The following is a 20,781-nucleotide window of genomic DNA, read 5'->3' as shown; positions in this document are numbered from 1 at the left end:
ATTTGACCCTATGCATTTACCCTGGTAAAGGCATAATAATAACCAAATAAACAATAACCAAACGCGTGAACCTGAAAAGGTAACAACACATTTCTTCAGGTGCACAAAAGCAACTAAACCAAAACAAAATATGAGGAAAACTTACTTAAAGCAATTAATGCTTTTTTCGTTAACCGTATATACGGCAGGGCCGGCTTTGGCCTATGCCAATACCATACGAGTCGAAAGGCATGTAGCAGGCAAAATTGAGAGCCGAAGACTGGAGGTTACCGGAACTGTTTCTGATAATTTCGGTAATCCGTTGTTTGGCGTTAATGTTGCCATTAAAGAAACCGGTACCAGTGTTTCGACAGATAAGAATGGTAAATATAAAATAAGTGCGGTTGAAGGCGATATTTTAATATTTACACTTAATGGTTACCTGGTAAAGGAAGTAGAAGTAAAAGAAGCTTTGTTAAATGTATCGCTGGGCGAGAGCCAGAAGCGCCAGGCTGCTACACCTGTATTATACGGCGAACAAAGTACGGTAACCAACCTGCAATCTACTTCAACAGTGTACAATACCGACCTGATTAAGGTGCCGGTAGCGGGGATTAACAATGCTTTATCCGGAAGATTGGCCGGATTATACACTTTACAGAGTAATGGCAGGCCAGGGGCCGATGGAACCAGTGTCACTGTAAGGGGGAATACACCATTGGTTTTGGTCAACGGGATTCCGAGAGATTACCCTTCAATCGATCCGGAGGAAATAGAATCGGTTACCATTTTAAAAGATGGTTTATCAACTGTAATGCTCGGCCAGCAGGCTTCGAACGGTGTAATTATGATTACTACCCGCAAAGGAGAGGTTGGTAAGCAGCGCATTTCGCTTACGGCACAGGCCGGTCTGCAATCGGCCATTAAATTGCCTAAACCACTCGGTGCTTTTGATTATGCAACACTCTATAACGAAGCCCTGACTAATGATGGTAAGGCTCCGCGCTATACTGCTGCAGATTTAAATGCCTGGGCAACAGGTTCTGATCCAGTATTTCATCCGGATGTAGATTGGTACAGTACCATTTTAAAACCCAACACAACTTTTAGCCGTTATAACCTTAATACTTACGGGGGAGGTAATTCTACCCGTTATTTCCTCGATGTAGACTATTTAAACCAGAGTGGTATTTTAAGGCAGGACAACGAAAGAAATACATACAGCACCAATACAGATTACAAACGTTACCTGGTGCGTACCAATATTGATATTGATATTACCCCAACAACTCTATTAAACTTAAACCTGTTTGGCCGCATCCAGAATGGTAACCAACCTGGTGGGGTGAGTGCGAGTACGGCAATTTTTACTACCGGTACTACTTTATCTAATTTTGGCAGTAACAATGTTTTTTCACAACTGGCTTCGATTCCAAATAACGCTTATCCTGTTTTTAACCCTAACGGATCATTGGGCGGGACTTCCGATTACCAGACCAATTTGTGGGGAGCTACTACCCGTTCTGGCTATTTTTACAATAGTAGCCGCGATGTTTCTGCCGATATATCTTTAAAAAAGACACTGAATAATGTAACCAAAGGTTTGTGGTTAAGAGGTTTGGCCAGCTTTAATACCAGTGTATCCGAAAATATTATCCGTACCAAACAATATGCGGTTTACAAATTGGCCGGCACCAATCCCGATGTATATCAAAAATTTGGGGTAGATGGCCAGCAGGTTAATTTATCTACCAACACCGGGCAGAGCCGTAACCTCTTCGTCGATTTTTCTGCAGGTCTCAATAAAACCTTTGGTAGCCACAGTCTGAATACCTTGCTGAAATTCAACTCCCAAAGTGCGCAAACCGCCAACCAGATTCCAATGATTTTTAATAATCTTTCGGCCAGGGTAGACTATAATTATAAAGAAAAATACCTTGCCGAAGTGGCTTTGAGTTACAGTGGCTTAAATCGTTACGAAAAAGGTAGCCGATATGGCTTGTTTTACGGCTTTGGTTTGGGCTGGAATGTGGCCAAAGAAGATTTTTTAAAGGACACCAAATGGCTTAATGCATTAAAAATCAGGGCAAATTATGCTTACACCGGTAATGCCAATGCGGGTTATTTTGCTTACAACCAATATTACGTATCGGGTGCCACCTATAATTATGGTACAACACCAACTGCTATCACCGGAGTTGCTGAAGGTACATTAGCCAATCCACATATTACCTGGGAAAAAGCTAATCAGTACAATATAGGTATTGATGCCAGTTTATTCAACAATAAATTCTCAGTTGCTGCCGATTATTTCAATAACGAAAACTTTGACCTGGTACAAACCAGGGGAAGGAATTCGGCCTTACTCGGAACAGCTTACCCATTAGAGAACATCGGGATAAGCAGGTATTCGGGGGTAGAATTCGACCTGAAATACAGCAACCATGTGGGCAATTTTAACTATTATGTAGCTCCCAATATTTTCTCGCTTCAAAAAATCATCAAATACCAGGATGAGATTGGCCGGCCATATCCATGGATGGAACGTACCGGACAAAGAGAGGACCAAACTTTTGGTTATGTAGCTGATGGTTTGTTTCAAAACCAGGCCGAAATCAATTCGAGCGCCAAAATACAAGGTTATAACCCGGTTCCGGGTGATATTAAGTACAGGGATTTAAACAACGATGGGATAATTAATGAGTTGGATACAAGGGCGCTTAAAAACAATAACCCAATCTGGTTCTACGGCCTTAACCTGGGCTTTAGCTACAAAGGATTTGATTTTTCTGCACTCTTACAAGGCGTTCAAAACCGATACATATACGTTTCGGGCATTACTGAATGGGCTTTCCAAAACAATGGTTTAGGGCAGGCCTTTGAGCAGAATCTTGGTCGTTGGACACCGGCTACGGCTTCAACCGCCACCCAACCACGTTTAACTATAGGTTCTAATCCAAACAATGAGGCTACCTCATCATACTGGCTACACGATGGCAGTTATGTGAGATTAAAAAATGTCGAGCTGGGTTATACTTTACCCAAAGGCTTAACCAATAAATTAAAACTGACATCGGTACGCCTTTTTGTAAACGGAGTGAATCTCTATACGCTTTCAGCTTACGATAAGGTTGATCCAGAGGTATTTGGAAGTGGCTACCCTTTGCAAAAGGTAGTTAACGCTGGTTTGAATGTTAAATTTTAACGCTGGTTGATATGAACATTAAGATAAAAGAAATAGTTGGCACATTAGCCATCCTGATTGTTGGTTTTTCTGCCTGTAAAAAACCTTTATACGAAACTGAGCCTATTACACAGGATATCAGTTATATTTTTGATAGAACCGATTCACTGGGCGTTCAGGCAAAAGCCTTTCTTGCCGATATTTATTCGTACCTGCCCAACGGCTACAACCGCATTGGTAACGATGTTCTAGATGCAGCATCTGATGATGCCATCAGTTCATCGCCATCAAGTACCATTGAATATTTTGTAAATGGCCGGATTTCGGCAGTTACACCTGTAGATAACTCCTGGGATAACAATTATAAAACCATCCGCAAAGCCAACATATTTCTGGCCAATATTGATGTGGTACCTTTAAACCAGAAAGGTTTGAAAGTGTATCTGAAAGCCGAAGCCAGGATATTGCGGGCTATTGCTTATTTTGAACTGATTAAACGCTTTGGCGGGGTTCCTCTCATTGGCGATCGGGTATTGAGCATTGATGATGATATTCAGCTACCCAGAAATACTTATGCCGAGTGTCTTAAATATGTGGTAGATGAGTGCGACGCTTTAAAGACCATTGCACGACCAGATAATACACTGGCATCAGACGAAGATTATGGTCGCGTTACGCAAGGTGTTGCATTGGCATTGAAAGCCAGGATACTCCTTTACGATGCCAGTCCGGTAAATAACCCAACTAACGATTTGTCCAGATGGGCTATTGCTGCACAGGCCGCGAAAGATGTAATGAACCTGAATGTATTTTCATTAGCATCAGCCTATACTACTGTGTTTAACACCCGCAAAAACAGCGAAATCATTTTAGCTTACCAGCGTGCGGTAAACTTTGATGTAGAAACCAGAAATGCACCAATTGGCTATACCGCTACCAATGCATCAGGTTCAGGCTTTACCAGTCCCACACAAGAGTTGGTTGATGCTTTCGATATGAGCAATGGCCGGGCCATAACCGATCCGGCATCGGGCTATAACCCGGCAGATCCCTACACTGGCCGCGACCCACGTTTTTATCTTACTATTCTCCATAACAATGCACGTTGGTTAAACCGGTTGGTTCAGACTTACGATGGTGGTTTAGATAAACCGGGCAGTACAGTGAACGTACAAACGCGTACGGGTTATTACATGCGCAAGTTTATGAACGAAAGTTTTGTTACCGCAACCGTGTACAGCAACCAAACGCACAACTTCCCTATTTTCAGGTATGCCGAAATTTTGCTCAACTATGCCGAAGCCATGAATGAGGCGGCAGATAATGCCGTAAACCGTACGGAAGCTTTTAACCAGTTAAAAGCATTACGCTTAAGGGCCGGTATCCCGGTAGGTACCACAGCTGGTTACCAGCATGGTTTAAAAACCAGCATGACGCAGGTTGAAATGCGCGAAGCCATAAGGCATGAGCGTAGGGTAGAAATGGCTTTTGAGGAACAGCGTTTCTGGGATATCCGCCGCTGGAAAATTGCCCAAACCGTATTGAATGGCACCTTACACGGTATGCAGATTATTAAAAATACCGACGGCAGCTTTTCTTATAACCGGTATAATGCACTTAATGTAAGCTTTGATGCAGCTAAAATGTACCTCTATCCAATTGCTGCAAGCGAAGTAAATAAAAACAGGAATTTAAAACAGAACCCAGGCTGGTAATTGGAGATTGCTAAAAATTGTTAAATCGTAACCAGACATGTTATGCAAAAAATATTATATAAATTATTAATCCTTTTTACCCTTATACCTGCGGTTTCGTTAGCGCAAACGGTTATTAAGGGTACCGTAGCCGACGATTCAGGTATTATTCCTGGAGCTACTGTTGTTGAAAAGGGACTTACCAATAACGGTACCGTAACCGATGCTGAAGGTAAATTTCAGCTTACGTTAAAAGGAGGCAGCAAAACCTTGATTGTTAAATCTATTGGCTATTTAACACAGGAAGTTAATGTAAATGGAAAAACAGTTGTTACTATCAAATTAAAAAATGATACCAAAGGACTTGATGAAGTTTTGGTAGTGGGTTTTGGTAAACAGAAAAAGATTACCAATACCGGTGCTATCAGTTCTATTTCGGCTACCGAGATTAAACAAAATCCCAGTGCAAGTATTCAGAATACTCTTGCAGGCAGGCTGCCGGGCTTTACCTCCCAGCAAAGAAGCGGTCAGCCGGGTGCTGATGGTGCTGCTTTCTTTATCCGTGGGGTAAGTACTTATGCTGGTAGTGCCTCTCCTTTGATTATTGTGGATGACGTGGAATACGATTATAACCAGGTTTCGGATATCGATCCTAATGAGGTTGAAACCGTTACCATTTTAAAAGATGCTTCTACCACTGCCGTTTATGGTATTAAAGGGGCTAACGGGGTATTGGTTATTACCACAAAAAGAGGGGTTGCCGGTAAACCACGCATCAATTTAAAATCGGAAGCAGGTTATCAGATGGATGTAAATACCCCCGAATTTCTAAATTCGTATGAAGCAAAATTACTGAATAACGAAGCACTTAGAAACTCGGGAGATATCAATAACAAACTTTATGCTAGTGATTCCGACCTGGCTGCTTATCGCGATCATACCGATCCTTATGGCCATCCGGATATCAACTGGTGGAAAACCATTTTTAAACCCGGCGCTTTAATTACCCGTCAGAACCTTGATTTTCAGGGAGGTACCGAAAGTGTGAAATACTTTGTTTCTGCTGGCTATTTGTGGCAAAATGGTAATGTTCGCGATTTTAGTTCCGATAATGGCGTAAATAGCAACTATTATTATAAACGGTATAATTTCAGATCCAATCTCGATATTCAGGCAACTAAAACACTAAGCATCCGTTTAGATTTAACCGGTCGTTTTGGCGAAACCAACCAGCCTTACAACTCGCAGCAGGGCAATGCTTATTATGCCAACGGAAACGGTATTGTGGGTGAGATTTACAGTGGAGGTTATTTGCCACCATGGGCTTTCCCGGTTACCAATCCAAATGGTTCTTATCCTTATAATCCTTTACTTACCAATGCCAATACCAGTATTATCGGCCGTTTGGCAGAATCGGGTTACTCGCGAACCTTTGATAACGATTTAAATATTGTTTCGAGTGCAAGTCAGAAACTCGATTTCATCACACCAGGCTTAACCGCTAAGGTATTATTATCGTATGCCAGTGCACAAAGTTATAGTGTGAGCGCCAGCAGAACTACATTGCCTTATTATTTGTACAACTCGGCAACCGGAGTTTACCTGCCTTTAAATGCTACGCAGTACCGTACACCGCCATTTACTTCGGGTTATAGCAACACGAGTATTTTTAGGACAATAACTACGCAGTCATCATTAAATTACGATCGTAATTTTGGTAACCATCATATTTACGGCTTGGCGTTGTATAACGATAACCGGGTAATTAACTCCACCACTACCGGCGATACGAACCAGGGCCCCGGTGTACCTACAGTTGTTACGGGAACAACCTTAAGAGGGGGCTATGATTATAGAAATAAATACCTGGTTGAGTTTAATGCAGCCTATAACGGTACCGATCGTTTTACCGGTAAAAAAACCAGGGGTTGGTTCCCGGCGGCATCACTGGGCTGGAATATTTCGGAAGAAAAATTCTTTTCAGACAACATTAAATTTGTAGACCTGTTTAAAATCAGGGCTTCTTACGGTCTCGTAGGATCGGATGATATTGGCGGTGCTAAAAAATACCTGCAGCTGTATACCTCTGCCACCGGTTCGTACAATTTTGGTACAACCAGTACATCATATAATGGAATTACGGAAGGTAGTTTGGGTAACCTGGATGTAACCTGGGAGAAAGAAAAGAAACTGGATGTAGGCTTTGATCTGACCATGTTTAAAGGTAAACTTAAGCTTACTGCCGATTATTTTAACAACAACCGGTACGATATTTTAACTACCAGGCAGAGCGTTCCTTTCACCATTGGCGTAGGCTTGCCACCGGTAAATTTGGGTAAAGTAAACAACAGGGGTTTTGATGGCGAATTGAGCTACAACGAGAAAATAAACAATTTTACCGCTGGTGTACGGCTTACTTTCTCTTATGCCAAAAATAAAATCCTTTATCAGGATGAGGCACAACCAGCTTATCCGTGGCTTGCCGCAACCGGTAACCCTATTGGCCAATATTTTGGCTGGCACTTCTTAGGCTTCTATACTGCTGCCGAAATTGCCGATCCAAAAGTGGCAAAACCAACCACAGCAGTAGGTCCTGGCGATATGAAATACCAGGATTTAAATGGTGATGGCATTATTGATGACAGCGATAAAGGGGTAATCGGCAAACCAAATCTACCCAATACTACTTATGGAGCCAACTTTAATTTTGGGTATAAAAACTTTTACCTGAACGTATTCTTTCAGGGATCGTATGGTTACAGTACCCGTTTCCACTCCGAAACCATTACACCTGGTAACTCCAATTACCAGCCTATACACTTAAACCGCTGGACACCGGAAACAGCAGCTACAGCTACTTTCCCACGTCTGGGTGGTAATGCGGTAACCAATTTTCCGAATGCCACCAACAACTTTTCAGATTTCTGGACAAGAGATAACTATTACCTGCGCCTGAAAACTGCCGAGATCAGCTATGTATTCCCGAATGCTATAGCTAAAAAGCTCCGCATATCAGGCATCAGGGTGTACGCGAACGGGAATAACCTGCTTACCTGGACTAACGTAACCGACCTTTACCAGGTTGACCCCGAAAACGGAAACAGTACCACAACGGTAATCAGTGTTTACCCTACGCAGCGCATCTATAACCTGGGTTTAAATGTTACATTTTAATTAAAAATGATCATGAAAAAGAAAATTTCAATCATAGCCTTATTTGCTACCTTGTTGGTAACCTATTCTTGTAAAAAAGGTGGTTTACTTGACGAGAGCACCCTTACTACACTGAATGAGGAAACTACTTTTGCCGATAGTATCAATACGCAGGCTTTTTTAACCCGTATTTATCAGCAGGTGGGGTTTCAATACGATATTCAGTATCTTGATGCCGGTGGCCATGCCGGCGCAGCCGATGAAGCCGTTACAGGTCGTTACAATGGTACCCAAAACTCAGGCGTAATTATTGCCTTTGGTTTGATTTCTAAAAGCTCAACCAATAGCGATTTTACAGGTATGTGGTCGGTCCCTTATCAGAATATCAGAAGGGTAAATGTACTTTTAAAAAATATAGGCAATGCACCATTAACCACAGCAACTAAAAAAGGCATGATTGCCGAAGCCCGTTTTTTACGTGCCTGGTATTACTTCTTGTTAATCAGGGCTTTTGGTGGTGTACCGTTACTGGGCGATAAAGTTTACGATATTACGGAAGATTTTACGCTTAAAAGATCAACCTATCAGGAATGTGTAAATTATATTGTTTCTGAATGTGATGCTGCAAAAGCTGATTTGCCAACCAGTTTAACAATTCTGCCACAAAATTATGGACGCATTACCCAGGGTGCTTGTATGGGCTTAAAATCCCGTGTGCTATTGTATGCTGCCAGCCCGCTGTTTAATGGTGGGCAGTATGCCACATCAGGCGAGGTACACGATTTAACCGGCTATGCCAGCTATGATAAAGAGCGCTGGAAAAAAGCAGCAGATGCTGCACTGGATATCATCAATACCGGAAATTACTCCCTTTATGTAGATAACGGCCCAACCAACAGGCCGGGATACGGTTTTTACAAAGTATTCCAGATGCGCGTAAACAGCGAATATCTCTTTGCAGCCATGCGTGGTGCACAGCGGGAATTCGAAAGCTTTTTACTGCCACAAAGCAGATCAGGAGGTTATGCCTTTACCGTAAGCCAGCAAATGGTTGATAGATTTCCGATGGCTAATGGAAAGGCCATAACCGAAGCAGATTCAGGTTATGATCCGGCGAACCCTTATGCTAACCGCGATCCGCGTTTTGCCAATTCGGTCATTTATAATGGTGCCCCATGGATATTAAGTGGCAACAACAATGCTCCCGTGTACACTTATGTAGGTTCGGGTACTACCGATGCGGTATCAACCGGGCCACTGGCCTTTAACTCAGGATATTTTCCACGTAAATACCTTTTAGAAAATTCAACAGGTAATGGCGAAAGGTGCTGGGGCTTGATCAGGTATGCCGAAATTTTATTGAATTATGCAGAAGCATTGAACGAATACAGCGGCCCGACAGCGGAGGTTTATGATGCGCTAAGAAAAATCAGGGACCGTGCAGGTATTAAGCCAGGTGCAGACGGGAATTATGGCATTAAAGCCAATGCTACGCAAGATGAAATGCGTTTGCTGATTCAGACAGAGCGCGGCGTAGAGTTGTTTATGGAAGAGCACCGCATGTGGGATGCCAGGAGATGGAAAACTGCTGCTGTTGATTTTGAGAAGCCAATAAGGGGAGTTAAAATTACTAAAACCGGTAATGTGTACAACTATGAGTATGTAGATGTACGTGAACATCATTTTCCGCCCCATTATGGCCTGTACCCGATTTTGGCTTCGGAAATTGCTAAAAACATAGCCCTGATACAAAATGCAGGCTGGTAGAAAATAAAGAAATACCCGGTTTTTCCGGTTAAATTTGGTTAGTTTGAGTTGGTTGGGCCACCTTGCCTGGGCTTGGTGGCTTTTTTCAACACCTTCATCCAATTAAATAGCTGAACAATGCAACATCACACCTTGTTAAAGTATTACAGAATAATCAGTAATTATGGATTCCTGCTCCTGTTTTTGTGGTCACCGGGCTGGTGCAGGGCACAAGTACCTGCCGGCGAAGTAAACTGGCCGGTATTTATGGCCCGGCAAAATTTAAAATGGGATCAACTCGGAAAAGATTACTATAGTGGTGTTATTCTGGGTAACGGTTTGCTGGGTACCAATATTTACCAGGAAAGCGATAGCTCAATCCGTTTCGATATCGGGCGTACTGATGTAGTTGATCACCGTGAAAAACTTTTGCCCAATGTAGGCAAATTGTACACGCAGGCACGTTTACCCCTTGGTTATTTTACCCTTAAAACTGCCGGCAAAATAACCGATGCCAAATTGGAACTGGATATTTACAATGCCACAGCCAGCGGAACGGTTTTTACCACACAAGGTACACTCAACTTTACTGCTTTTGTTGCCGCAACCCAAAATGTGATCAGCATTAACCTAAAAGCGACCGCGAAAGAGCAGGTAAATGGCTGGAAATGGAATCCTGGCAAGAGCATTAGTCCGCGGTATTTTCAGAGCTACCCTACCGATAAACCTGTAAATTATCCTGAAAACCCTCCGGTAAAATGGAGTACGGCAAAGGGTTACACTTTTTGCAATCAGCCATTGCTCAACAACGGCGGTTACACCACCGCATATAAAATATTAAACAAGAGCGGGGCACAACAATTAATAGTGAGCGTAGGTTACGATGGGGAAGGGGCAGCTGACGAAAATAAAGAAGCGGAGAATAACCTGCGAAAATTCGAAAATGATAAGCAAAGTTTGGTTTCGCACTGCAATTGGTGGCACCAGTATTACCAGAAAAGTTTTATTGCCCTGCCCGATAAGCGGATGGAAAACTTCTATTGGATACAGCTGTATAAGCTGGCTTCGGTAACCCGCGCCGATAAACCTGTTGCCGATTTAATGGGACCCTGGACCGCCGCTACGCCATGGCCGGCAATTTGGTGGAATTTGAACGCGCAGCTTACTTATTCGCCGATTTTTACAGCCAACCATCTCGAACTGGGCGAATCGTTGTTCAGCTCATTAAACCGTAACCGGCAAAACCTGATTAACAATGTACCAGAACAATGGCGTAACGATGCTGCGGCGATAGGCAGAAGCTCTGCTTATGGCCTGGTAAGCCCCATCAGCGAGGCCGAAATCGCTAAAGGTACTTTTGAACCTGCCAATCTTACCTGGCTGCTTTATTATTACTACCAGTATTACGCTTACAGCCGCGACGAACAGACGCTTAAAACTAAAATATATCCTTTGTTAAAGCGATCAGCAAATTTTTTGATCCATCAGCTTAAGCCAGACGATCAGGGGATCTATCATTTCCCCATGTCGCATTCACCAGAATATAAAAATGCCGAGGATGCCAATTATACTTTGGCCAGTTTAAGCTGGGCACTGCAAACGCTGATCAAGGTCAATGATGAACAGCAGTTAAACGATGCTGATGCCGGTAAATGGAAAACGATTTTGAAAAATCTTACACCTTTTCCGGTTGGCGAAAGTGGATTTTTAATTGGTAAAGATGTGCCCCTAAACAGTTCGCACAGGCATTATTCACACCTGTTGATGATTTATCCCTATAACCTGGTTAACTGGGATCAGCCCGAAAACAGGCCGCTTATCAGCCAATCGTTACAGAACTGGCTATCCTACAAAAATGCATTAGCCGGTTTTTCATTTACGGGAGCGGCTTCCATTTATGCCGGAACCGGGAACGGCGATATGGCTTACAAATGGTTAAACGAATTGTTGGATCGGTTTATACAGGTAAATACCCTTTACCGCGAATCAGGCCCGGTTATCGAAACACCCCTGGCTGCGGCCACTTCTATACAGGAAATGTTATTGCAGAGCTGGGGCGGAAAAATCAGGGTTTTCCCGGCAATTCCAGCAGACTGGCAAAACGTATCGTTTAAGCAATTGCTTGCCGAAGGGGCATTTTTAGTAAGTGCCGACAGGCAGGATAGCCATACGCAGAATATAAAAATAACCAGCTTAAAAGGAGGCGGTCTTACCCTGGCAACCGATATGGCTGAGTTTACTATCCACTCCAATAAACGCGAAAAAGTTGATTACCAGGTTCAAAAAACAGGCGGAAAAACAATAATCGAAGTAACAAAAACGATAAGTGGAGAAACCATACAATTCGTTTCGGCCAACTTTGAAAAAAAACAGGCACCTGGTTTTCCTTACACAGCATACCAGAACTGGTTTTGGGGGTTCAATAAAAAATAAAAGATGTTTGCTAACAATACAATAAAAGGTTATTCCATATCCATTTCCAGGATCATGAGGTTGGGGCTTCTGAAAATGATGCTGCTCTGCCTGCTGGTTAGTACGGCCAGGGCACAGCAAGAGCCTTATCAAACCATTTTGCAACGCATCAGTACTGATTTGCAAACTTTTGTAAAGGATCATGACCTGGCCAGGGAAGTGGAGGCTAACCTGAAAAATTTAAACCCCGATGGAAGCTGGGCCGATATCAATTATACTGATGTGCAGTATGCACCCCTGAAAAGAATTAAGGATATGGCCACCGCTTATATCCGCCCAAATAACAAATGGTACAATGATGCCACAATACACGCATCAATTATACAGGCCCTGCAAAACTGGTTCGATAAAAATCCAAAGAATAAGAATTGGTGGTATAACGATATTTTTTACCCGCAGGCTATTGGGCAAACCCTCATCTTAATGCGGAATGCCAGGGTACAACTGCCTGTTGGTCTTGAGCAGGCACTGATTCAGCGAATGGTAATTCGCCGTTTTAGAACCGGCGATGGTGCCAACACTTCAGATGAAGCTTTACATTGCCTTTACCGGGCCTGTTTAACCAGGAATAAAGCCACCTTAGATTCAGCCGCAAAGTATTTATTCGAGCCGATTGCTATTGTCGATGGGAAAGAGGGGGTGCAGGTAGATGGCAGTTATTACCAGCATGGCAAACAACAGGCCATTGCCAGTTACGGGCGCGTTTTTGCCGGTAACTCTGTAAATGCTGCATTTTATTTAAATGGAACAGATTATGCCTTACCTAAAGACCAGCTGGCTATCCTGGTAAACTACCTTAAAAATACTTTTCTGCAAACCATAAGGGGTTCCTTTTACGATTTTAATGTACGCGGCCGGGGTATTAGCCGTAAAGATTCGCTAAGCAGCGGCATGGGGGGTATGATCGAGAAAATTAAGTTATTCGATCCCGAAAATGCCCGCTACTGGGAGGCCTCAGCCCAGCGAACATCCAATAAAAAGCCTGCCGATTATGGTATTATAGCTGGACATACCCAATTTTGGAAAAGCAATTACACCCTGCATGTGCGGCCTGCCTATACTTTCAGTGTGCAAACCGCATCGAACCGCACTTTACGTACGGAACGTGGAAATAACGAAAACATCCTCGGAAAATTTTTACCCGACGGGGCAACCAATATCCAGCGCAGCGGATCGGAATACGCTAATTTAATGCCTGTATGGGAATGGGATAAGGTACCCGGAACCACCAGTAGGGATTATCCCGACGATGAAGGCGCAACCATACGCAAAGACTGGGGAATACCCGGCACAACGGGCTTTTCCGGAGGGGTTAGCGATGGGCTTTATGGGGTATCATGCTACGATTTAAATTACGACAGTGTTCAGGCTAAAAAGGCCTGGTTCTTTTTCGATAAGGAAGTGGTTTGTTTAGGAGCAGGAATTAAGAGCAATAGCCCTGAGCCCATCACCACCACCATTAATCAGACCTGGTTAAGGGGCGAAATAGGCCGCTCACCAATTGCAAAGGGCGAAAAAGGATTTTGGGCATTACACGATAGTATTGCTTATATTTTTCCGGAGGGTAACCATCCCGAAATCAGTAATGCCTTGCAAAATGGCAGCTGGTACCGTATCAATCAGTTTCAGACCAAAACCGAACTGAAGCATCCGGTATTTAAAATCTGGATAAACCATGGCATAAAACCAGATCATGCCAGTTATGAATATATCGTTGTTCCGGGAATTACTGCAACAAGCCTAAAAAAATACGACCGCACCATGATACAGATTTTAAAGAATACAGCCGAACTGCAGGCTGTAAAACATAATGGCTTAAATATGCTGCAGGCAGTATTTTACACGGCCGGAACATTGACCTGTGACGGCGCTTCGCTTACTGTCGATAAGCCTTGTACCATATACATCAAAAATTTAAATGCGGCCGTTCCGGTGCTTTATATTGCCGATCCGGCGCAGGGAAATGCTGCTATTCAGGTACAATTTAAGCCTGCCGGATCATCAAGCCCTAAAAACATAACCTGTAATCTGCCTGTAGGTGCCTTTGCTGGTGCCACGGCGAGTTTTAAAATAACAGAATAACACAGCTAAACTATGAAACCATCAGGATTACCGTTGTACAGGTAGAACAGGTAATCTTGTTACAGAAGAGAAAAATGATATGATGAAAAAAATCAACTTAGCCGCTACATTGCTCCTTTTAATCGGGAGTGTTTCGTGTGCCCAAAGCCCAAAGAAGCCAATGGCTCAATTAATTAACGATGAATTTAAATTTGCCACCGACCAATACCAGGTACTGGCCAAAAATATCCCTGCTGGAAAAACACCTCAGAGTTTCGATAAGGGCAAATCCATTAATTACGATATTAAATGGTGGTGCAGCGGTTTTTATTCGGGCAGTTTATGGTACATCTATGAACAAACCAAAGATGAAGGCATAAAACAGGAAGCCGAAGCAGCCTTAAAAACAATAGAATCCAACCAAACCTACACTGGTAACCATGATCTGGGTTTTATGATGTATTGCAGTTTTGGCAATGCCTACCGCATAACCGGCAAACCAGAATACAAAGCGATTATCCAGCGGTCTGCCGAATCTTTAGCTACCCGCTATCGTCCGGCTGTAAAATCAATTCAATCGTGGAACAAGAGCAAATTATGGGAGTGCCCTGTAATTATCGATAATATGATGAACCTCGAAATGATGAACTGGGTAAGCGATAATGGCGGTAATCCAAAATATAAAGAAATTGCCATTACCCATGCCAATACTACGATTAAAAACCATTTCCGGCCTGATTTTAGTTCTTACCATGTGGTTGATTATAATCCGCAGACGGGCGAGGTGATCAGGAAAGCCACCTGGCAGGGAGCCGCAAACTGTTCGGCATGGTCTCGCGGACAGGGCTGGGCGTTATATGGTTATACCATGATGTACCGTTTTACCAAAGATGAAGCGTATTTAAAACAGGCTAAAGGAATTGCCCATTTTATTTTAAACCACCCGAATTTACCAGCAGATAAAATTCCTTTTTGGGATTTCGATGCACAGGGTATTCCTTTTGCCAAACGCGATGCTTCTGCAGGCGCACTGATGGCTTCGGCCTTGCTGGAACTTGCCCAATATACCAAGGGTAATGAGAAAACAGAATTCAAATCTGCAGCCGAAACCATGATTTATTCGCTTTCTGGCAGCGCTTACCATGCAAAACTGGGCGAAAACGGAGGCTTTTTATTGATGCACAGTACAGGTGCTTATCCACTGAACAGTGAAATAGACGTGCCTTTGATTTATGCCGATTACTATTATCTTGAGGCCCTGGCCCGTTATAAAAAATGGTATTTATAGCAATTTATTGAGCCTGGGTTTGGGAGGGTATTTACCCGTTTAACTCAAAACTTAAGTTTAATTAATTGTTTTTACCTGAAAATGAAGGCTCCGTATTTCATCGGCAACAGTAGTCCCGTTATTCGCTATAGTCCCGACCTGAATTCGGGAGCTGCCGCTACTACCGGGTTTATGAACTAGGGATGGTGCAAAAACTGTCAAAAGCTACTTTTGCCGGTCGTTTTACCCTTTAATAGTAATGCTTGCCGCGCCACCTAGACCTGATTGATTGAACACAAGCCCGATGTTTCATCGGGCGAAGTAAAACGGAAAGCGGTAAGAAACCCTGATAGTTGTACGAAGCCGCTCTCCAACTCCTTTAACATAACCTGGTTTTAATGTAAAACCACATACTAAAGAAAATGAAACACAAACTTATTTTTTCTCTCCTGCTCATCTGTTCGCAGTTCACCTATGCACAAAAGAAACCAGCAACCGGTGCCGAAGACCGTGCATTTTGGGTAAAAACTTTAAACCGGATTGCCTACCCCGTAATCCACAACCTGGCCAACGAAACGTTGAAAAAGAATATGCCGGTAGAAAAAGCACCTGGTTATGGCTTAAATGCTGCCAGGGTTATCTATCTCGAAGCATTAGGGCGTACGGTTGCTGGTGTGGCGCCATGGTTGGCTTTGCCCGATGATGAAACTGCTGAGGGTAAATTGCGAAAAAACATGCGTACTGAACTTTTAAAGGCCTTAACCAATTCCGTTAACCCGGAGAGTCCTGATTATATCAGTTACCGTTCCGAAAGTCAGCCAATTGTTGATGCGGCCTATGTTGCCCAGGCTTTTTTACGTGCGCCGAAAGCTTTATGGGAACCGCTTGACGAAACCACTAAAAAAAGGTTTGTAGAAGAGTTTAAATCGCTCAGAACCCGTACGGGCGCTTACAACAACTGGTTATTGTTTGCAGGTTTAACCGAAGGTTTTTTATTAAGCATTGGCGAGCAGTACGATCCGGCCCGTGTGCAGTTTGCTGTTAATAAAATGAAAGAATGGTATGTTGGCGACAGCTGGTATAGTGATGGCGAAAAATTCAGCATGGATTATTACAACTCTTATGTGATCCACCCCATGCTGGTTGATCTTTTAAAAGTGCTGGTTGACAAAAAGAGGGCGCAGCAGGCCGATTACGACCTGGCTTTAAAACGGATGGTACGCTATTCGGAATACCTGGAAAGGATCATTTCGCCTGAAGGTACATATCCTGCTTATGGCCGCTCCATTACCTACCGCACTGCGGCCTTTCAGGCATTGGCGCAAACGGCTTTGATGGAAAAACTGCCCGAATACATAAAACCTGCACAGGTACGCGGTGCATTAACCAAGGTGATGCACAATCTTTACGATGGAAACCAGAATTTTGACGATAAAGGCTGGTTGGTATTGGGTTTTAACGGCCATCAGCCCGAAGTAGCCGATACCTATACCTCTACCGGGAGTTTGTACATGGCCAGTCTTGGTTTTTTAACCTTAGGCCTGCCTGCCGATCATAAATTCTGGACCGATGCACCTGCTCCCTGGACCAGTTTAAAAGCCTGGAGTGGAGAAACGATAAAAAAGGATTATAAAGTTGAGTATTAATATCAATAATAGGTATCGTATAAATATATTTGCGGGTAAGATCTGATCTGTTCAGCTCTTACCTTACAACTCAATTTTTAATCAATGAACAAATTCGAAAGCCGTTACGCTCAAAGCCCTAAAGAAGTTAAACAAATGGATACCGCAGCGCTGCGGGAAAATTTTTTAATCGAAAACGTATTTGAAGCCAACCAGGTAAACCTTACCCTATCTCATTTTGACAGGTATATTGTTGGCGGTGCTATGCCAGTTGACCAGAAAATAGCCCTGCCAAACCCTGATGATTTAAAAGCCAGCTACTTTTTAGAACGCAGAGAACTGGGCATTATCAATGTTGGTGGAAAAGCAATCGTTACAGCTGATGGAGAAACTTACGAATTGGATTACAAGGAAGCTTTATATATTGGCAAAGGCACTAAAGAAGTGTTTTTCGAATCGGCAGATAAAGGTACAGCTACAAAATTATATATCAATTCGGCACCTGCACACCACACTTACCCAACCAAAAAGGTAAGCAAGGCAGAAGCCGAAATTGTTGAATTGGGAACACCAGAAACAGCAAATCACCGCATTATTAATAAATTATTGGTAAATAGTGTTTTACCAACCTGCCAGCTGCAGATGGGCATGACCGAGTTAAAATCCGGCAGTGTTTGGAATACCATGCCGGCACATACGCACGACAGGAGAATGGAAGCTTATTTTTATTTTGAAGTTCCACAGGGGCAAAGTGTTTGCCATTTTATGGGGCAGCCACAGGAAACACGCCACATCTGGATGCAGGGCGATCAGGCGGTAATTTCACCAAACTGGTCAATCCACTCAGGTGCTGGTACCAGTAATTATACCTTTATCTGGGGTATGGCCGGCGAAAATCTTGATTATGGAGACATGGACCACTGCGCTATTACCGAATTGAAATAAGAAAATATCCGTATAAAATAAGATCATGTCAAACGTATTTAATTTAGCAGGTAAAACTGCTTTGGTTACCGGTTGTAAAAGAGGAATTGGAAAAGCCATGGCTTTAGCTTTGGCCGAAGCAGGAGCCGATGTTATCGGTGTTTCTGCCAGCCTTGAGTTGCAAGGCAGCTCCATTGAAAAAGAAGTTTTGGCCCTTGGCCGTAAATTTTATGCTTATCAGTGCGATTTCGGTAAACGCGAAAACACCCTGGCCTTTGCAGCCCAGGTAAAAGCCGATCACCCGGTAATTGACATTCTGGTAAACAACGCCGGAACCATTTTGCGCAAGCCGATTGCCGAACACCCTGATGAGTATTGGGATGAGGTAATTGCCGTAAACCAAACTGCTCCATTTATCTTAACCCGCGAGGTAGGCCGCGATATGGTGGCCAGAGGTAGCGGAAAAATTATTTTTACCGCATCGTTGTTATCGTTCCAGGGAGGCATTACTGTGCCGGGTTATGCAGCAAGTAAAGGGGCAATTGCTTCTTTAACCAAAGCTTTTGCTAACGAATGGGCAGCTAAAGGCGTAAATGTAAATGCCATTGCACCTGGTTATATTGCTACTGACAATACAACGGCTTTACGCGAAGATCAGGAAAGAAGTACTTCAATTTTATCACGTATTCCGGCAGGAAGATGGGGCACACCAGAAGATTTTAAAGGGCCAACTTTATTTCTTGCTTCAGCAGCAAGTGATTATGTTCACGGAACAATATTAACCGTTGATGGTGGTTGGATGGGACGCTAGGTTATTCTGGAGTCTTTAGTTCTGAGTACATCTTAATCATTATTCAAACCTTGCAGATTTTTAAACCCTGTGCGGTTTATATCAAAGAAGTCAAGTTTTTAAACTTGACTTCTTTTTTGCCGTATTCCGAAATAGAGTGGTTTTTTATGTTATGTTCGGGGCTTCTGACTACCGACTAGTAAAGCTTATAAATCTCGGTAATATCTTTCAATATTTTTTCAAAATCAATTTTCAGGTCAATTAACTTACCGGTTCTGATGTCGAAAACCCAGCCTTGAACGGTTAAGCCTCTGTGGACAATAGCTTCCTGTACTGCTGCTGTTTTAAGCAGGTTAACACATTGTTCCTGTACATTCAGTTCAACCAGTCGGTTGTATCGTGTATCCTCATCGGTAATGGCATTCAATTCGTCTTTATGCAAACGGTAAACATCGCGTATATTTCTTAACCAGGGATTTAAGATGCCCAAATCGGCAGGCTGCATCGCTGCTTTTACACCACCACAGTTATAGTGGCCGCAAACAACAATATGATTTACCTTTAAATGTCTTACGGCGTAATTTAAAACCGTCATTACACTTAAATCTACGTTATTTACCAGGTTGGCAATGTTACGGTGTACAAATGCCTGTCCGGGCTGGATTCCCATTAAATCTTCTGCGGTAACCCGACTATCAGAACATCCGATATATAAAAATTCAGGGCTCTGGCCTTTAGCCAGATCGGTAAAATAATCCGGATTGATGGATAGTTTTTCGGCAATCCATTTTTCGTTGTTCTTAAAAACTTCTTCTACATTCATAATTAACTTGGATAAGGTATATTGTTGTTAAGCGGAAAACATAGTCTTTACACAGGCATAAAACTAAAAAAGATTTCCAGATTCTGATAACAAATTAAGGGTGTAAATGTTTAACGGAATAGAAGATGTTGGTAATTAATACCTTTAGCCTGATGGTGCACCGTTGCAAGAAGTTAAGTGAGGATAAAACGGATGGCGTTTGATAAAAAGCCATCGGAAGGCTTCAGACTGACAATGAGAACTGCCACTTCATGGAAAAAATTTCCGAAGCCTGGTTTGCCAGACTTCGGAAAATGAGTAGTTTATTTAGCTGGCAACTGCTACCACATTTTTATTAATGTGGTTCGGAAGTTCTTCCAGGGTATATAGATTAACCAGCGATTCTCTTAATACATTTTTTGAATCGTACCAGCTATTTTCTTTTGTAAAGTGGCAAAGGCCCTTACTCAGTTCAGTAATAATTGCACCGATTAATGTGGCAAAATGGTTTTCGAAAACATCACCAGGGTGGTATTTTATAGAAAAAACCTTGTTATAGTTTTGAAGCTGTGCTTCTACCTCAGCGCTTAGTTTTACCGGTTTGGCAACTTTCCTTTTTTTCTTTTTAAAAAGCCCCAGTAACTTTTGGATAAAGCTCTGTTTGATGATTTTCTCTTTAAAAAGTTTTTTCTTGAATTCTTTAAGGTCGAAAGATTTTAGCGATACGTTAAAATTAAGTTTTAAGTTGTTCTCGTTAAATATTTCAAGGCTTGGTTTATCCCATTTAAAAACGATAGGCAGGTTGCCATTCGCATTTCTGAAAGAGAATGAAGAGTTAAGGTCCAGAACATTTTCATGTTCATTCAACCGTTTTAAAATGGTTGGAATAAGGTCGTCTGTTAAAGTGTTTGTGTAGATGTTAATATAAGCACTCATGTTAGATTAAGATTAACTAAAGTTAATGTAAATGGCGGATAAGCTTTTGACCCTGCGCCCTGTTTAAATGATAAGTAAGGATATCATTGGTTGTTGTTGAGCCTTCCATTTTATGGATAGCGCTCTTAATACCGATTAACTTGGTGAT

12 protein-coding genes are annotated in these 20,781 nt (G+C 42.6%); 10 read left to right on the top strand and 2 right to left on the bottom strand.

All coding sequences use genetic code 11. The features are described from left to right. Positions 1-130 precede the first annotated feature (130 nt). From ACFSR6_RS08110 to ACFSR6_RS08065, 10 genes are all read left to right on the top strand, one after another. Positions 131-3,184, top strand: coding sequence for a SusC/RagA family TonB-linked outer membrane protein (locus ACFSR6_RS08110; RefSeq protein WP_379077402.1), 3,054 nt, complete (start codon positions 131-133; stop codon positions 3,182-3,184). A gap of 11 nt (positions 3,185-3,195) precedes the next feature. Next, a complete protein-coding gene (locus tag ACFSR6_RS08105; RefSeq protein ID WP_379077399.1) occupies positions 3,196-4,878 on the top strand; it encodes a RagB/SusD family nutrient uptake outer membrane protein in 1,683 nt (560 codons plus the stop codon). Positions 4,879-4,920: 42 nt separating this feature from the next. Continuing rightward, a complete protein-coding gene (locus ACFSR6_RS08100) occupies positions 4,921-8,031 on the top strand; it encodes a SusC/RagA family TonB-linked outer membrane protein (protein WP_379077396.1) in 3,111 nt (1,036 codons plus the stop codon). Between the two features lie 12 nt (positions 8,032-8,043). Beyond that, the gene (locus tag ACFSR6_RS08095) at positions 8,044-9,777 is read left to right on the top strand and encodes a RagB/SusD family nutrient uptake outer membrane protein (RefSeq protein ID WP_379077393.1); all 1,734 of its coding nucleotides are present in this window, start codon (positions 8,044-8,046) and stop codon (positions 9,775-9,777) included. A gap of 117 nt (positions 9,778-9,894) precedes the next feature. Then, positions 9,895-12,189 carry a glycosyl hydrolase family 95 catalytic domain-containing protein gene (locus ACFSR6_RS08090; RefSeq protein ID WP_379077390.1) on the top strand — a complete coding sequence of 765 codons (2,295 nt, stop codon included), beginning with the start codon at positions 9,895-9,897 and terminating at the stop codon, positions 12,187-12,189. Positions 12,190-12,192: 3 nt separating this feature from the next. Next, positions 12,193-14,310: a polysaccharide lyase family 8 super-sandwich domain-containing protein gene (locus tag ACFSR6_RS08085; RefSeq protein ID WP_379077386.1), complete on the top strand. Its 2,118-nt coding sequence runs from the start codon at positions 12,193-12,195 to the stop codon at positions 14,308-14,310. Between the two features lie 79 nt (positions 14,311-14,389). Beyond that, entirely contained in the window at positions 14,390-15,577 is a 1,188-nt protein-coding gene (locus ACFSR6_RS08080; protein WP_379077383.1) for a glycoside hydrolase family 88 protein, read from the top strand. 401 nt (positions 15,578-15,978) lie between these two features. After that, positions 15,979-17,202: a DUF2264 domain-containing protein gene (locus ACFSR6_RS08075; RefSeq protein ID WP_379077380.1), complete on the top strand. Its 1,224-nt coding sequence runs from the start codon at positions 15,979-15,981 to the stop codon at positions 17,200-17,202. An 84-nt stretch (positions 17,203-17,286) separates the two neighbouring features. Continuing rightward, positions 17,287-18,126, top strand: a complete 840-nt coding sequence (gene kduI / locus ACFSR6_RS08070; RefSeq protein WP_379077377.1) for a 5-dehydro-4-deoxy-D-glucuronate isomerase — start codon at positions 17,287-17,289, stop codon at positions 18,124-18,126. A gap of 25 nt (positions 18,127-18,151) precedes the next feature. After that, on the top strand, positions 18,152-18,916 hold the full coding sequence (locus ACFSR6_RS08065) for an SDR family NAD(P)-dependent oxidoreductase (protein ID WP_379077374.1): 765 nt from the start codon (positions 18,152-18,154) through the stop codon (positions 18,914-18,916). A gap of 175 nt (positions 18,917-19,091) precedes the next feature. On the opposite strand, the gene ACFSR6_RS08060 is transcribed toward ACFSR6_RS08065, so the two are convergent. Both ACFSR6_RS08060 and ACFSR6_RS08055 read right to left on the bottom strand, forming a co-directional pair. Beyond that, a complete protein-coding gene (locus ACFSR6_RS08060) occupies positions 19,092-19,718 on the bottom strand; it encodes a carbonic anhydrase (protein WP_379077371.1) in 627 nt (208 codons plus the stop codon). A gap of 306 nt (positions 19,719-20,024) precedes the next feature. After that, positions 20,025-20,633 carry a hypothetical protein gene (locus tag ACFSR6_RS08055; RefSeq protein ID WP_379077368.1) on the bottom strand — a complete coding sequence of 203 codons (609 nt, stop codon included), beginning with the start codon at positions 20,631-20,633 and terminating at the stop codon, positions 20,025-20,027. Positions 20,634-20,781: the final 148 nt, after the last annotated feature.

Source organism: Pedobacter vanadiisoli (genome assembly GCF_042684385.1).
In the GTDB taxonomy this organism is placed as follows: Bacteria; Bacteroidota; Bacteroidia; order Sphingobacteriales; family Sphingobacteriaceae; genus Pedobacter; species Pedobacter vanadiisoli.
This window is presented reverse-complemented; position numbering and strand designations above follow the sequence as displayed.